Origin of the sequence: Micromonospora sp. RHAY321, assembly GCF_023896955.1 — a bacterium.
Classification (GTDB): domain Bacteria; phylum Actinomycetota; class Actinomycetes; order Mycobacteriales; family Micromonosporaceae; genus Micromonospora.
This window is the reverse complement of the sequence record NZ_JAMHIW010000003.1, coordinates 97,369-112,302: the sequence shown is the minus strand read 5'-3', so window position 1 is coordinate 112,302 and position 14,934 is coordinate 97,369. Positions and strand designations below refer to the sequence as shown.

Genomic DNA, 14,934 nt, shown 5'->3' with positions numbered 1-14,934 from the left:
CTCATGTCCACCATGGCTGTCCCCGACGTCGCGGTCGCCCCGGTCGACGAGGGCTTCTGGACCCGTGGCCGCAAGGTCGGTCTCACGCTGCTGGCGCTCGGCCTGCTGGCGGCGGTGCTCTTTGGTGCGCTCGCCACCGACCAGCAGGCCCGGTTCACCCTCAGCGACGACGCGGCCGGCGCCGCGCTGGAGATCAACGGCACGATCGGCGCGATCCTGTTCGGGATCATCACGATCGCCGCCGGCGCGGCACTGCTCGCCGGGGTGCCGAAGCGGTGGTTCCTCCCCGTGCTCGGCGTCGGGCTGGTCGGCTTCGTGCTCTCCTTCCTCTGCTGGCAGGTCTCCGCCGCGCCGACCGGGCAGAACTTCATGCCGCTGGTCAACATCATCCGGGGCACCTTCATCCTGGCCCTGCCGCTGATCTTCGGCGCGCTGGCTGGTGTGCTCTGTGAGCGTTCCGGCGTGGTCAACGTGGCGATCGAGGGGCAGTTGCTGATGGGCGCCTTCAGTGGCGCGCTCTTCGGCAGCATCTCCGGCAGCGTCTGGGTGGGCCTGGTGGCCGCCGCCATCGGCGGTGCGTTCATCTCGCTGCTGCTGGCCATCTTCGCCATCCGCTACCTGGTGGACCAGGTGGTCATCGGCATCGTGCTGAACCTGCTCGCGGTCGGCGTCACCGGCTTCCTCTACGAGCGGCTGATGCAGACCAACATCGAGCGGTACAACAGCGCTCCCCGCTTCGGCAACTGGAACATCCCCCTGCTGGAGGACATCCCGGTCCTCGGCCCGGCGCTGTTCCGCGGCAACATCTTCCTCTACCTCGGCCTGCTCCTGGTGCTGGTGATCCACATCGCGCTGTTCCGCACCCGGTGGGGGCTGCGCACGCGCTCGGTCGGCGAGCACCCGACCGCCGCCGACACGCTCGGCGTCAAGGTGCTGCGGGTGCGCTACCGCAACGTGCTGCTGGCAGGTGTCGTCGCCGGCATCGGCGGTGCCTCCTACACGCTGGCGCTCTACTCGTTCACCAAGAACATGATCGGTGGCAAGGGCTTCATCGCGCTGGCGGCGCTGATCTTCGGCCGGTGGAACCCCACGGGGGCCCTGCTCGCCGCGCTCTTCTTCGGCTTCGCCGACCAGCTCGCCACCTACCTGGGCGCGATCAACAGCGTGATCCCCAGCCAGTTCCTGGCCATGCTGCCCTACCTGGCCACGATCCTGGCGGTGGCCGGGCTCGTCGGCCGGGTCCGGGCACCCGCCGCCGACGGTAAGCCGTACATCAAGGGCTGACGCCCGGGTGGCCGACGCGGCGGGACCGAGGTGGTCCCGCCGCAGGCCACGATGGCGGTGCGGCAGAATGATGGGATGACCGAGATCGACTGGGCGCGCCTGCGCGCCGCCGCGACGGAGGCGATGCGGCACGCGTACGCGCCGTACTCCACGTTCCCGGTCGGTGCGGCCGCCCTGGTCGACGACGGCCGGATCGTGGTCGGCTGCAACGTCGAGAACGCCGCGTACGGGGTGACGCTCTGCGCCGAGTGCGGCGTCGTCTCCAGCCTGCACGCCACCGGCGGCGGCCGGCTCGTGGCGCTCTCCTGTGTCGACGCCACCGGTGAGCCGCTGATGCCGTGCGGCCGGTGCCGGCAACTGCTCTGGGAACACGGCGGGCCGGAGTGCCTGATCGAGGCCAAGGGCCACCCACTGCGGATGGCCGAGCTGCTGCCACACGCCTTCGGTGTCGAGGACCTGGAGGCGGTGACCGGCGAGACGCCCGTGCCGGTGGTTCCCGAGCGGCTGGCCGCCTGGCGCGGACGCGGCACCGTCTTCGTGCACCCGGACATGTCCGCCGGCCAGCAGGTCTGGACGGCGTACTGGGAGCGGTCGGCCGGGGACGACGCCGGCGCCGAGACCGGTGTGCTGGAGGAGGCTCCGAGCTGGGACGACCCGGCGGAGGCGATCACCTGGGGTATGGCCCGGACCCCCCGGGTCGTGGTCGTCGACGCGACCGGGACGATCTTCTGGGCCGGCGAGGGTGAGCCGCCGATGGAGATCCCGGTGCGCTGGTCGGCGCCCTGAGCTTGTCGGTGGTTGCGGTTCAGGGCCGGGGCGGTCGGCCCCGGCCGTCGTGGGTCTGGCCGTAGATCGGTCACGGTTGCGACCCGGCATCTCGATACGACTAGAGAGATCTTTCGATGAGTAGTGGTTTTGCTGCTGTTGACGTCATCCGTACCAAGCGGGACGGGGGTGTGCTGTCGGACGCGCAGATCGACTGGGTGGTGGACGCGTACACCCGGGGGGTGGTCGCCGACGAGCAGATGTCGGCGCTGGCCATGGCGATCCTGCTCAACGGAATGACCGCTCCGGAGATCGCCCGGTGGACCGCCGCGATGATCGCCAGCGGTGAGCGGCTGGACCTCTCGGCGGTGCGTCGTCCGACGGTCGACAAGCACTCCACCGGTGGTGTCGGCGACAAGATCACCCTGCCGCTCACCCCGCTGGTGGCGGCGTGCGGCGCCGCCGTGCCGCAGCTGAGCGGGCGCGGCCTCGGGCACACCGGCGGCACGCTGGACAAGCTGGAGTCGATCCCCGGCTGGCGGGCCGCGCTGACCAACGACGAGTTCATCACCCAGCTCGCCGACGTGGGTGCCGTCATCTGCGCGGCCGGCGCCGGGCTCGCCCCCGCCGACCGCAAGCTGTACGCGCTGCGCGACGTGACCGGCACCGTGGAGGCGATCCCACTGATCGCCAGCTCGATCATGAGCAAGAAGATCGCCGAGGGCACCGGTGCGCTGGTCCTCGACGTGAAGGTCGGTTCCGGTGCCTTCATGAAGTCCGTCGACCAGGCCCGCGAGCTGGCCCGCACCATGGTCGAGCTGGGCGGGGCGCACGGCGTCCGGACGGTCGCCCTGCTGACCGACATGTCCACCCCGCTCGGCCTGGCGATCGGCAACGCCGTCGAGGTGACCGAGTCGGTCGAGGTGCTGGCCGGTGGCGGGCCGGCCGACGTGGTGGAGCTGACGCTGGCCCTGGCCCGGGAGATGCTCGACGCCGCCGGCCTGCCGGACGTCGACCCGGCGGCGGCGTTGCGCGACGGCCGGGCGATGGATTCCTGGCGGGCGATGGTCCGGGCGCAGGGCGGTGACCCGGACGCACCGATGCCGGCCGCGCCGGAGGTCGAGGTGGTCCGCGCCGAGCAGGACGGGCACGTCGCGGCCGTCGACGCGTACGCCATGGGGGTTGCGGCCTGGCGGCTCGGCGCGGGCCGGGCCCGCAAGGAGGACCCGGTCAGCGTGCCGGCGGGGGTGGTGCTGCACAAGCGCCCGGGCGACCCGGTGCGGGTCGGCGACGCCCTCTACGAGCTGCGCGCCGAGGACCCGGCGCGGATCCCGGCGGCGCTGGCGGAGGCCGCCCGCGCGGTACTGATCGCGCCGACGGCACCGGCGGCGACGCCGCTGGTCATCGAACGGATCGGCTGACCGCGCGAGGGGTCGGGGTGGCGTGGTGCCGGTCACCTGGGAGCGCTATTGTCGCAGGCCAAGGGGGGATAGTCGGCCTTGAGCCGTCGCGAGCAGACAGGAATCCGCCGTGACCGTACCTGCCCCCGACCCCCGTGAGGTGCGCGAGGCGAGCCTGGACGAGCTGTCCCGGCTCGGCCTGCCGTTGCCGCCGGCCCAGTTCCCACTCGTGTGGGAGCCGGGTGACGAGATCGAGCTGCGCCCCACGAGGGAGATCGAGGCACGGATCGCCGTGCTGCACCTGATCCTGGCCCGCTGCTTCGGGATGCCCCCGCAGGCGGCGATGAGCTGGCTGCTCGGCTCACACCTGGTCGAGATGGTCACGCCCCCGGAGTGGCAGTTCGTGATGGGTGGCAAGGGCGACCACCGCTCGTTCGTGCTGCACCACGACGCGCTCTTCGCGCTGTGCTGGGTGCTGGGGCTGACCAAGCAGCTCGACCCGACCCTCGCCGTCGACGAGCGGCTCATGGAGCGGCTGCCGCACATCGCGGAGGGGGAGATGTTTCCGCGCTGGCGGTCCCGCATCCTCACCGCGCCGCAGCACCCCGCCGACGCCGCCGCTCTGCTCGACCTGCACTACTGCCTGGACTGGGCGTACCTGGAGACCGAGCGGAGCGGGCGACCGGTGCCGGGGCTCATCGACGCGAACGCGATCGGGCAGCGGCGCTGGGCGCTGGAGTGGGCGGTGATCCTGCGCGGGCCGTACCACGAGGAGCCGCCCGGTTGGGAAGAGGTCGACCTCTCCACCTGAGCTCAGCGGGGTCGGTGGGCGTCGAGCCGGACCGCCACGGTCACCCGGGTCGGGTCGGGCAGCGCGGCCAGGCGGGTGGCCAGGGTGGCCGGGTCGGTGTGCCAGGCGCTGGGACCCATCCCGACCAGGGTGGCGACCTCCGGCCGGGTCAGCGACAGCTCCGCGCGGTGCACCGCCGAGCTGACCGGGGTGAAGTGAGCGCCCAGGCTGCCGGCCACCCGGTCGGACTTGTCGGGGTCCACCCGGAGCAGGTCGAGGGCGTCCACCAACTCGGTGAGGTGGTCGGCGGCGGGTGTGACCACGAGCAGCGTGCCGGCCGGGTCGAGCACCCGGTGGAACTCCGGGCCGTTGCGCGGGGCGAAGACGTTCAGCAGCACGGCCGTCGAGGCGTCGGCGAGCGGCAGCCGCTGCCAGGTGTCGGCGAGCGCCGCGGCCGCCCGGGGATGTGCGCGGGCCGCCCGGCGCAGCGCCGGTTTGGACACGTCCAGGGCCAGACCCACGGCGTCCGGCAGCGCCGCCAACACCGCGCCGAGGTAACGGCCGGTGCCGGCGCCGGCATCCACCACCAGGGGGTACGCGTCGACGGGCCGAACCGCAGCGACCCGGTGCACGGCCAGTGCCGCGGCGTCGGCGAGCGCGGCCGAGATCAGGTCGTAGTGCCCGGCGGCGAGGAAGTCCTCCCGGGCGGCCACCATCTCGGCGCTGTCGCCGGCGTGCGGGGCGCGGCCGGCCAGCAGATTGACGTATCCCTGCCGGGCGATGTCGAAGCTGTGCCGGCGTGGGCAGCGCAGCGCCCTGGCGCTGCCGGCGGTCGTCTCGGCCAGCAGCTCGCCGCACACCGGGCAGCGCAGCCGGTCGAGGATGCGTGGGTCCACGTCAGGCCGCCGGGTCGTGCCGCCGGGGTGCGTCCATGCGTCGAGTCTAGCCTTTTGGTTGACACATCATCGAAACGCGTCCACGGCTGGCGACCCAGAGCGGGGCGGTCCCGTCCCAGGGCCGGCCGGAGGCTGACTAGGGTCTGAGCATGGCCGCAACTATCCGATACGAGGACATCGTCAAGGTCCCGAAGGCCCTGCTGCACGACCACCTCGACGGCGGGCTCCGGCCGGCGACGATCGTCGAGCTGGCTGCGGAGGTGGGCCACGAGCTGCCCACCACCGACGCGGAGGCGCTCGGGCGCTGGTTCGTCGACGCGGCCGACTCCGGCTCCCTGGAGCGCTACCTGGAGACGTTCGCGCACACCGTGGCGGTCATGCAGACCGCGCCGGCGCTGCGGCGGGTGGCCCGGGAGTGCGCGCTGGACCTGGCCGCCGACGGGGTGGTCTACGCCGAGGTGCGCTTCGCCCCGGAGCAGCACCTGGAACAGGACCTCAGCCTGGACGAGGTGGTCGAGGCGGTGTTGGCCGGCTTCGCCGAGGGCACCGCCCAGGCCGTCGAGGCGGGGCTGACCATCCGGGTGGGCACCCTGCTCACCGCCATGCGGCACGCGGCCCGCTCGCAGGAGATCGCCGAGCTGGCCGTGCGGCACCGGGACGCCGGGGTGGTCGGCTTCGACATCGCCGGTGCCGAGGCCGGCTTCCCGCCCACCCGGCACCTGGACGCCTTCGAATATCTCCAGCGGGAGAACTTCCACTTCACCATCCACGCCGGGGAGGCGTTCGGCCTGCCGTCCATCTGGCAGGCGATCCAGTGGTGCGGCGCGGACCGGCTCGGCCACGGGGTGCGGATCGTGGACGACATCACCCCCGGCGGGGTGCCGGTGCTCGGGCGGCTGGCCGCGTACGTCCGGGACAAGCGGATCCCGCTGGAGCTGTGCCCGTCGTCGAACGTGCAGACCGGCGCGGTGGACTCGATCGCGGACCATCCGATCGGCCTGCTGCGAGACCTGCGCTTCCGGGTGACCGTCAACACCGACAACCGGTTGATGAGCGGCACCTCGATGTCCCGGGAGATGGCGCTGCTCGTGGAGACGTTCGGCTACGGCTGGCGGGAGCTGCAGTGGTTCACCATCAACGCGATAAAGAGCGCCTTCATCCCGTTCGACGAGCGGCTGCGGATCATCGATGAGGTGATCAAGCCGGCGTACGCCAAGCTGCTGGCCTGACCGGTCAGCCGTGCGGGTGGCCGGCGAGCAGGCCGGCCACCCGGTGCAGCACCTCCCGCGCGCGGGCCGCCTCCGCACCCAGCCCGGTCTGCCGGCGCAGCACCGCGGGCTCCGACCGCAGCAGCGCCACCCCGCGACGGACCAGCACCCGGGGTGCCTTGCGCTGCTCGGACAGGTCGCGGGCCAGCCGGCGCAGGAAGGTCGCCCCACGTGGGCGGCGCAGCGCGTACGCGCCGGCGAGCAGCCCACGGCGCCGGCACTCCTGCACGATCTCGGCGGCGAAGATCCCTTCAGCCACAAAAATTGGAGATCCGGCGACATCAAATGGCCGGGTGGCCACCCTTCGATCTGCGCCGATCGCATAAACCGGCACATCCGCCCGACCTTCGCGGGCCAGCCGGGCAATCGTTTCCACCGCGGTCAGGGCGTCCCACGAGTCGGGTGATTCCCAATCCACCTGGCCGTTTCGACGCGGCAACGTAGGGTCATCGCCGTCTTTGTAGAAGTCGTCCAGGCAGAGCACCGGTAGACCGGTTTGCTGCGCTATGTAGGACTTTCCGGAGCCAGAAGGGCCGGCGAGCAGGACAACGCGGTGCGGATGTTTCATTACCTTCAGTTACTCCGGCCAGACGGACTGCTATCAAATCGTATCAACATCTCATCACACCTCCGGCGGGTGACAACCTGGGCTTTCTTCTTGCGGGGCGGCGTGATGGAATCTCGGGGGTCCGACCCGCCGGGTCGGTCGCTGGGCGTTGCCCGGGGCAACGCGTTGAAGCTGTAATCGCGAGGGCGGTGACGTGAGCAAACGGCCAAAGACGGCGGGCTCCTTCCTGTCGCGGCTGCGCCGGCCGGCCAGCCGGCTCCGGGACATGCCGATCTGGTCCAAGCTCGGTCTCATCATGATCGTGCCGACCATCGCCACGGTCGTTGTGGGCACCAGTGGTCTGGTCGACCACCTGGAGACACTGAACAATGCCAACCGGGCCGGCGACCTGGCCAACCTGTCGAGCTACTCGGGTGACCTGGTCGACACGCTGCAGGACGAGCGGACGGCGGCCGTGCTGCTGTCGGCCGCCGACGGGACGCAGCCGAAGGCGCAGTACCAGGAGGCATACAACCGGGTGAACTCCCGGGTCGACCAGGCGAAGGGCCCCTACCTGCAGCAGCGGGCCGAGATCGAGGATCTCCCGGCCAGCCTGGAGAGCCTGCTCGACCAGATCGACCAGGACCTGAAGGACCTCCCGGGCGCCCGCAGCCAGGTGTTCAGCAGCAAGCTCAAGCTCACCGAGACCGTCCAGGCGTACGAGGGCCTGATCAACAACCTGCTCGCCATCCGTGAGTCGGCCACCCAGCTCGCCGGTAACAACGAGCTGAGCGACCGGATGCGAGCCGCCGCCGCCGTGGCGCGGGAGAAGGAGTTCCTCTCCGTACGCCGGGTCGTCGTGCACCGTGCGCTGGACCAGAGGCAGCTGACCCCGGTGCTGCGCACCGACTACATCGCCAGCGGCACCGGTCAGCAGCAGGCGGAGCAGAGCTTCAAGGCCGTCGCCACCCCCGAAGAGGCCGCGTTCCACGATCAGACGATCGCCGGCGGTGACCGCCGCGAGGCGCAGAACTACATCGGCTGGATGGACGGCAACACCACCGGCGACATGCGCGGTGCGATCTTCGGCCCGGACCAGTGGGACTCGGCCATGACGGCCAACGCCAAGCTGATCCGCACGGTCGAGACGAAGCTCGACCGTGACGTGGTCGCCGAGGCCGACAACCTGCGCTCGGACGTCCAGCGCCAGGTGTTCCTGGAGACCGGCCTGCTGCTCAGCATGCTGCTGCTGGCCATCCTCTTCGCCTACCTGGTCGCCCGCTCGATGGCCCGCTCGCTGCGTGAGCTGCGGCAGGGCGCCCTCTCCGTCGCCCAGTACGGTCTGCCGCAGGCGGTGGCCCGGCTGCGCGACCCGCAGGTCGTCGGTCAGCTCTCCCCGGTGCAGCTGGCCAACCAGATCGCCGAGCCGCTGCCGGTCCGCAGCAAGGACGAGTTCGGCCAGGTGACCGAGGCGTTCAACGCGGTCCACCTGGAAGCCGTCCGGACGGCCGCCGAGCAGGCGGCGCTGCGCGCCTCCGTCGCGACCATGTTCGTCAACCTGGCCCGCCGCTCCCAGATCCTGGTCGACCGCCTCATCGGTCACCTCGACCGGTTGGAGCGCGGCGAGGAGGACCCGGACCGGCTGGCCGAGCTGTTCCAGCTCGACCACCTGGCCACCCGGATGCGCCGTAACGACGAGAACCTGCTGGTGCTCGCCGGTGCCGACTCCACCCGTGTGCAGCGCGAGCCGGCCGCACTCATCGACGTGCTGCGCGCCGCGCAGTCCGAGGTCGAGCACTACACCCGGATCGAGTTCGGGGTCATCGACCGCGACATCGAGGTCGCCGCGCACGCGGTCAACGACCTGGTGCACCTCGTCGCCGAGCTGTTCGACAACGCCACCGCGTTCTCCCCGCCGGACTCCCAGGTGATGGTGGAGGCCCGGCGCGTCGGCGACCGCGCCTCGCTCTACGTGGAGGACCGCGGCATCGGCATCAGCCGCGACCAGCTGTACGAGCTCAACGAGCGGCTCGCCACGCCGCCGCAGGTGGACGTGGCCGTGTCCCGAATGATGGGCCTGGTCGTGGTCGCCCGGCTGGCGTCCCGGCACGGGGTCCGGGTCGAGCTGCGTCCCGGTGGTGACCGTGGCACGGTCGCCGACGTGACCCTGCCGACCTCGGTGCTGGTGCCCCGGGCGCTCTCCGGTCGGGTGCAGCAGCCGCCGGCGCTGCCCGCGGCCGGCGCACCTCAGCAGCACGGTGGGCCCACGCCGGCCTTCGGCGCACTGCCCGCACTGGGCAACGGCCCCCGCCCCAGCGAGTCCGGCAACCAGGTCACCCTGGGCGGCCGCCCGTTCGATCCGGCCTCCCGCAACGGCGCCGGCACGCCCGCCAACAACGGTGCGTACCGCTCGATGCCGGCCTGGTCGGACCTGACCGGTGCGGCCGGGGCCAACGGCGGCGACGGGTTCACCCCGCGTACGGCCAACGGCCAGCCGATCGACCCGCTGCCGCAGCGCCGCTCCGGCGACGAGTCGCAGAACACCGGCCAGCAGCAGAACATCCCGCGGCAGCTGCCCAGCAGCCCGGAGGCGCACCCGTACTCGCCGCCGCCGGTCTCCGCGCCGCCGCTGCCGCCGGTCTCGGCCCAGCCCTACTCCGGCGCGCCGGTCTCCGCCTCGCCGGCCTCCGGTCAGCCGTACTCCGGGCAGCCCTACTCGGGTGCGCCGTACGCCGGTCCGCCGGTGTCCGCCGCCCCGGCCTCCGGGCAGCCGTACGCCGGTCCTCCGGTGTCCGCGTCGCCCGTCTCGGCCACCCCGGCCTCCGGTCAGCCGTACTCGGCGCCGCCGGCCTCCGGGCAGTCGTTCAGCGGTTTCGCACCCCGATCGGCCCCGCCCGCACCCGCGCCCAGCGCGCCCGCACCGCCGGCCTGGCCGCCGGTGCAGGGTGGCGACCGGGACGCGGCGACCCCGCCGGTGCCCGAGCGGCTCGCCGCCGCCCTGGACATGACGACGGAGCTGCCGCGGGTGCCGCGTCCCGAGCAGTCGACCGCCGCGCCCCAACCGCCGGCACCGACCCCGGCGGCACCGACACCGGCGGCACCCGCCCAGAGCCGGCCCGCGCCGCAGCAGCCGCAGGCCCAGAACCGGCAGCGGTACGCGGACGAGACGATGGAGCTGCCGATCTTCCGGGAGCTCGAGTCGGCCTGGTTCCGTACCCGCCGCCCGGGGCCGGAGGAGGCCGCGGCCGGCGCACAGCCGGCAGCGAACGGTGGCACCGCGACCCAGCAGTTCGCCACGGTCGACGCCAGCGGTCGGGCAGGCCAGAAGACACCACCCGGGACGACAGGTAACGCACCGATGGCAGACACTCCGACGGCCGGAGGAGCGCCGCGGGACAACGGGTCGACAGCGAACGGGGGCACCCGCCCCAGCCTCGCCGAGAGCCTGCCGAACCGCCGGCCCCAACCGCAGACCAACGGCTGGCAGACCGCTGCCGACGACGGCTGGCGTGCCGCCTCGGCGGCGGCCAGCGCGGCGCCGGTGAGCGAGACCACCACGACCGGTCTGCCGAAGCGCAAGCCGATGGCGCAGCTGGTGCCGGGAGCGGTGGAAAAGCCCGTCATCTCGGCCCAGCGCCGTACCCCGGAGGCGGTCCGTGGCCTGCTCTCCGCCTATCACCGGGGCGTACAGCGGGGGCGTAGCACCTCGGACAACCCGACCAGCCCGGAGGCGACTCCGGGAGGGCAGCAATCCTCGCAGTCTGGCTCAGGCCCGGTGGCCGGGAGCGGGCAGAAGGAGCAAGAAGGATGACAACTACGCAGGATCTTGGTTGGCTGCTGGCCAACTTCGCCGACCGGGTTCCCGGTGTCGCGCATGCGGTCGCCGTCTCGGCGGACGGCCTGCTTCTCGCGTCGTCACGGGATCTGCCGCGGGACCGGGCCGACCAGCTGGCCGCGATCGCGTCCGGTCTGGTCAGCCTGACCCAGGGGGCGGCTCGCTGCTTCGAGGGAGGCGCCGTGCTGCAGACCGTCGTCGAGATGGACAATGGCTTCCTGTTCCTGATGTCCATCTCGGACGGCTCGTCCTTCGCCGTGCTGGCCGCCCGCAGTTCCGACGTCGGGCAGGTCGGCTACGAGATGGCGCTGCTGGTCGACCGGGTGGGCGACGCGTTGACTCCGCAGCCGCGTGCGGCTGCGGGAATGCTGGGCTGACGCGTCGCCGATCGTGAGGTCGGCGCAACTGCACAACGACAACAACGACGGGTTTCACCGGTGGGAGCCGGTACGGGGTACGAAGGAGGTGAGCGGCGACATGGCCGATCGTGACGAACCGACCGGAGCGTTGGTCCGTCCATACGCCGTGACCCGTGGTCGTACCCGTCCCCGGCTCGACATCGCGCTGGAGGCGCTCGTCGAGACGACGGTGCGCGGTCGGGCCGCTGCCAATGGCAACGGCGGCCAGGGCCGCGAACACCAGTACATCGCCGCGCTGTGTGACGGACGCGTGCAATCGCTCGCCGAGATCGCGGCGCGGATGCAGCTCCCGCTCGGTGTGGCCCGGGTGCTCATCGCCGACATGGCGACGGACGGCCTGGTCGCGGTCCACGAGCCGACCATCCTGGACGACTCCGACGACGCGGTGGGCACTGAACTGCTGGAGAGGGTGCTGAGTGGACTTCGCAGGCTCTGACATGTCGCACCGCCCGCCGAACCCGAGCGCGCGCGTGACGTCGGCGAAGATCGTTATCGCCGGTGGATTCGGCGTCGGTAGAACGACGCTGGTCGGCTCGGTCTCGGAGATCACGCCGCTGACCACCGAGGCCATCATGACCTCCGCCGGCGTGGGCGTCGACGACACCCGGCAGGTGCCGGGCAAGACGACGACCACGGTGGCCATGGACTTCGGCCGGATCTCGATCGACCGTGACCTGATCCTGTACCTGTTCGGTACGCCGGGTCAGACCCGATTCTGGTTCATGTGGGACGAACTGGTTCGGGGCGCCATCGGTGCGGTCGTGCTGGTGGACACTCGCCGGCTGGCTGACTGCTTCGCGGCGATCGACTTCTTCGAGCATCGGCGGCTGCCGTACCTGGTGGCCATCAACTGCTTCGACGGGATGCAGTACCACGACCCGCAGGACGTCCGGGACGCGCTGGCGATCTCGAGCGACGTGCCGGTGGTGGCCTGCGACGCCCGTAACCGGGAGTCGACGAAGCACGTGCTGATCTCGCTGGTCGAGTACGTGCTCACCATGCGCCGTACGCGCGCCGTCGCCCCGGCCTGACCGGGACGGATCCGCGCCCGGTGGTGGCCTCAGCCGCCACCGGGCGCTGAGTGCTGTCCAGGGCCGGTCAGCGTACGACCCGCCGAGATCCTGGAACGAACCCGCCCCGGGAGGGGCCGGATCCTTCCAGGATCTCTTCGTTGAACAGACGCGGCGACGGCGTCCGGGGCGTGTGTTTCCGCCCCGGGACGCCCGTCGCCGTAGTGTGCTCCCGCCACCGGGCTGCCAGCGATGAATCAGCCGACGGTGGCGGGAACCGCGTGGGTGCGAGTGGTCAGGACTGGTAGCCGGCGGACCGGTACTCGTACTCCCGGTCGTCGTCGCGGTCGCCGTGGTCGCGGCTGAAGTCCCAGCCGCCGGCGGCCTCGCGACCCGGGCGGCCGCCCACCGCGAAGCCGCCGATCTCCTGCCCACGGCGCCAGCCGCGGAAGTAGCCGGTGGTGTTCTCGGCGAGGCTCGCAGCGTCACGCACTATCCGCAGTGGACGCTCCTCGCGCAACGGAGAGCCCGGCACCAGGTTGGCCTGCGGCACCCGCTTCGGCAGCCCGGCCGTCGTCTCGGCACCCACCGCCGGGCGGGCAGCCTGCTCGGCGGCCTGCCACCCGGTGTCGGCCGTGGTCGACCAGTCCAGATCGGACTCCTCGGGCTGCCCGACGAACCATGCCGACTTGGCCTGCGCGAAGATCAGCAGGTCACCGTCGCCCTCGTCGGCGACCGGCGGCGGCCGGTGCTCGACCGGAGGCGAGGGCCGGTGCTCGGGGGCGCGTTCGGCGCGGGCCGCCGGGCGTCCGTTGCGGGCGGCCTGCTCCCGGTCGACGAGCCGCAGCGGTGGCGTCTCCAGATGCGGGTCCGCGGGCGGGTTGAGCCCCTCGCGCAGCGCCCGGTCGGCCAGCGGTGGGGGCTCCACCAACCGCAGCATCGGTGGCTCCTGCGGCAGGTCGTCCGCCAGCCAGGGCGGGGTGACGCGGCCGTCGGCGCGGCCCGGGTCGGTCGGGGCCTCGATGCCACGACCGCCGCCGTACGAGTAGGCGGCCGGGTTGTTGGGCGAGCTCTCGGCCGGGTCCTCCGGGTTGTTGACCAGTGGCCAGTTGGCCCGGGAACCCGGCGGCGCGGACTCCTGACCGGGCCGGGGCGTGGGCACCGGGATGCTGAGATCGGTGGCGCTGAAACCGCCGGTGGGTGGCTCGTCGACGACCGGGCGTTGCAGAGGGCTCGATCGGAGATCGCCGTTGGTCTTGGGGCGCGGTGGGATGACCGTGCGCTGCCGCTCGGCCCGCGCGTTGTTGATCGCGGCGGTGGTCAGCGTCGGCCGGAACGGTTCGCCGGCCTCGGCCGGTGGCACCGTGCCGCGCTGCGCCGGTGCGATCGGGGTGATCCCGGGCGGAGGGGGCGGCGGCGAGGAGACCGGTCGGTTGGTCGGACCGTCGATGCGGCTCTGGGTGAACTCGGTGCGCCCGGGCGGGGCGGACACCGGCGGACCGGCGTGCGCGGCCGGGGCCACCGGAGCGGGCGCGACCGGAGGCGGCGTGACCGGTGCCGGGGCGACGGGTGGCGGCCCGAGCGGGCGGGGCGACGCCAGCGGGGCGCCCCCCGGAACCGGCTCGGGACGGCTGCGCCGGCCACCGGTGGGCGCGGGCTCGGCGGCGGCCGGGGTCGGCCGGACCGCTCGCAACCCGGTGCCGCTGGTGGGCGTGCCGGCAAGCTCGCCGACCGACTCGCCACGACGGGCGGCGGCGCGACGGCCGGGCGCCGGCGCGGGGGTGCTGACCCGGGCGCTGAGCGCACTGACCAGAGCCTCGCACCCGGCGTCGCAGGCCCGTACGGAGGCGACCGCCTGCCGGACCGTCTCGGCCACCGCAGAGGTGAGTGCCCGGTTCACGGCGGCGCGGCGGGGCGTCTCGGAGATGGCCACCTGGAGGGCGGTGACGGCCTCGTTGATTTCTTCGGCGTCGGCCACGCCGTCGGCGGCGAGGTGGGCGGCGATGGCGTCGGCGGCGACCGAGACCTCACGACCCCGGGCGACGGTGCCGCCGAGCATGCCCGGCTCGGGCAGCGCGTCCAGCACGGCCAGCGAGACCGGCTCAGCCGGATCCGGGTAGGCCCGTAGCGCCGCCGGGTACAGCTCGCGCAGCACCTCGCGCAGCGCCACGGCGGCGGAGTGCCGACCGCTGGCCAGCGCGGCGTGCGCGGAGAGCACCTGCTTGTAGCCGGCCAGGTCCCGGGGTGCCGGCAGGGTGACCGCGGAGAGCGCACCCGCCTGCAGTGCGCGGGCGAGGCCGACGGCCCGGCGTTCCGCCGGCGGGGACTGCATCTCCTCCAGGGAGTCGTCGTCGGCGAACCGCTCGGCGAAGTCGTCCACCGAGTCGTCGTCGGCGATCGCCAGGGGTCGACCCGCCGCGCTCAACAGCGAGGTGACCGTGTGGTCGTCGCTGTCGGCGGCGATGGCCGCACCGCTCGGCCCGCCCGACCGCTCCACGAGCAGCGCGACGAGCCGGGCGTAACCAGCCGCGTCGTCGCCGATCTCGCAGACATGCAGCAGACGGCCTGCGTCGTCGACCACAGCGGACGTCAGCGTCGAACCGGCCGAGGCCGGTCGATCAGCCGGGTCCGCCGAGGCCAGACCGCAGTACACGCGCACGAGCGCCACGGCGTCGTCCTCCTCCCGGGACAGGTCTTTCCTCTGCCAGCAACTGATGCTC

Annotated in this window: 12 protein-coding genes; 9 read left to right on the top strand and 3 right to left on the bottom strand. The window is 72.6% G+C overall.

Annotated features, from left to right (window positions below; all coding sequences use genetic code 11):
* Positions 1 to 3 precede the first annotated feature (3 nt).
* From M8C17_RS08505 to M8C17_RS08490, 4 genes are all read left to right on the top strand, one after another.
* Entirely contained in the window at positions 4 to 1,284 is a 1,281-nt protein-coding gene (locus M8C17_RS08505) for an ABC transporter permease (RefSeq protein ID WP_252415862.1), read from the top strand.
* A gap of 51 nt (positions 1,285 to 1,335) precedes the next feature.
* Positions 1,336 to 2,070: a cytidine deaminase gene (locus tag M8C17_RS08500; protein WP_374557692.1), complete on the top strand. Its 735-nt coding sequence runs from the start codon at positions 1,336 to 1,338 to the stop codon at positions 2,068 to 2,070.
* Positions 2,071 to 2,186: 116 nt separating this feature from the next.
* A complete protein-coding gene (locus tag M8C17_RS08495; protein ID WP_252415860.1) occupies positions 2,187 to 3,470 on the top strand; it encodes a thymidine phosphorylase in 1,284 nt (427 codons plus the stop codon).
* A 109-nt stretch (positions 3,471 to 3,579) separates the two neighbouring features.
* Complete coding sequence (locus M8C17_RS08490; protein ID WP_252415859.1) at positions 3,580 to 4,260, top strand: DUF4272 domain-containing protein; 681 nt, start codon at positions 3,580 to 3,582, stop codon at positions 4,258 to 4,260.
* Between the two features lie 2 nt (positions 4,261 to 4,262).
* Here the strand turns inward: M8C17_RS08490 and M8C17_RS08485 are convergent, their stop codons facing one another.
* Positions 4,263 to 5,135, bottom strand: a complete 873-nt coding sequence (locus M8C17_RS08485) for a putative RNA methyltransferase (protein ID WP_252415858.1) — start codon at positions 5,133 to 5,135, stop codon at positions 4,263 to 4,265.
* A 149-nt stretch (positions 5,136 to 5,284) separates the two neighbouring features.
* On the opposite strand from M8C17_RS08485, the gene M8C17_RS08480 reads away from it, so the two are divergent.
* The gene (locus M8C17_RS08480; RefSeq protein ID WP_252415857.1) at positions 5,285 to 6,364 is read left to right on the top strand and encodes an adenosine deaminase; all 1,080 of its coding nucleotides are present in this window, start codon (positions 5,285 to 5,287) and stop codon (positions 6,362 to 6,364) included.
* A 4-nt stretch (positions 6,365 to 6,368) separates the two neighbouring features.
* On the opposite strand, the gene M8C17_RS08475 is transcribed toward M8C17_RS08480, so the two are convergent.
* Positions 6,369 to 6,662 carry a hypothetical protein gene (locus M8C17_RS08475; protein WP_252415856.1) on the bottom strand — a complete coding sequence of 98 codons (294 nt, stop codon included), beginning with the start codon at positions 6,660 to 6,662 and terminating at the stop codon, positions 6,369 to 6,371.
* A 502-nt stretch (positions 6,663 to 7,164) separates the two neighbouring features.
* Between M8C17_RS08475 and M8C17_RS08470 the strand changes: the two genes are divergently transcribed.
* The 4 genes from M8C17_RS08470 to M8C17_RS08455 all read left to right on the top strand — a co-directional run bounded on the left by M8C17_RS08470 (position 7,165) and on the right by M8C17_RS08455 (position 12,235).
* Positions 7,165 to 10,761, top strand: coding sequence for a nitrate- and nitrite sensing domain-containing protein (locus tag M8C17_RS08470; protein WP_252415855.1), 3,597 nt, complete (start codon positions 7,165 to 7,167; stop codon positions 10,759 to 10,761).
* Positions 10,758 to 11,162, top strand: coding sequence for a roadblock/LC7 domain-containing protein (locus M8C17_RS08465; protein WP_007455462.1), 405 nt, complete (start codon positions 10,758 to 10,760; stop codon positions 11,160 to 11,162). Before M8C17_RS08470 ends, M8C17_RS08465 begins: the two co-directional genes overlap by 4 nt.
* Positions 11,163 to 11,262: 100 nt before the next feature.
* Positions 11,263 to 11,640: a DUF742 domain-containing protein gene (locus tag M8C17_RS08460; protein ID WP_030329021.1), complete on the top strand. Its 378-nt coding sequence runs from the start codon at positions 11,263 to 11,265 to the stop codon at positions 11,638 to 11,640.
* A gap of 1 nt (position 11,641) precedes the next feature.
* Complete coding sequence (locus M8C17_RS08455) at positions 11,642 to 12,235, top strand: ATP/GTP-binding protein (RefSeq protein ID WP_252415854.1); 594 nt, start codon at positions 11,642 to 11,644, stop codon at positions 12,233 to 12,235.
* A gap of 274 nt (positions 12,236 to 12,509) precedes the next feature.
* Here M8C17_RS08455 and M8C17_RS08450 read toward each other — a convergent pair whose 3' ends face one another.
* The gene (locus M8C17_RS08450; RefSeq protein ID WP_252416321.1) at positions 12,510 to 14,906 is read right to left on the bottom strand and encodes a transposase; all 2,397 of its coding nucleotides are present in this window, start codon (positions 14,904 to 14,906) and stop codon (positions 12,510 to 12,512) included.
* Positions 14,907 to 14,934 lie beyond the last annotated feature (28 nt).

Coding starts and splice junctions, on each gene's coding strand:
- M8C17_RS08505 (WP_252415862.1), top strand. CDS start 4: ATGTCCACCATGGCTGTCCCCGACGTCGCGGTCGCCCCGGTCGACGAG.
- M8C17_RS08500 (WP_374557692.1), top strand. CDS start 1,336: ATGGCGGTGCGGCAGAATGATGGGATGACCGAGATCGACTGGGCGCGC.
- M8C17_RS08495 (WP_252415860.1), top strand. CDS start 2,187: ATGAGTAGTGGTTTTGCTGCTGTTGACGTCATCCGTACCAAGCGGGAC.
- M8C17_RS08480 (WP_252415857.1), top strand. CDS start 5,285: ATGGCCGCAACTATCCGATACGAGGACATCGTCAAGGTCCCGAAGGCC.
- M8C17_RS08465 (WP_007455462.1), top strand. CDS start 10,758: ATGACAACTACGCAGGATCTTGGTTGGCTGCTGGCCAACTTCGCCGAC.
- M8C17_RS08460 (WP_030329021.1), top strand. CDS start 11,263: ATGGCCGATCGTGACGAACCGACCGGAGCGTTGGTCCGTCCATACGCC.
- M8C17_RS08455 (WP_252415854.1), top strand. CDS start 11,642: ATGTCGCACCGCCCGCCGAACCCGAGCGCGCGCGTGACGTCGGCGAAG.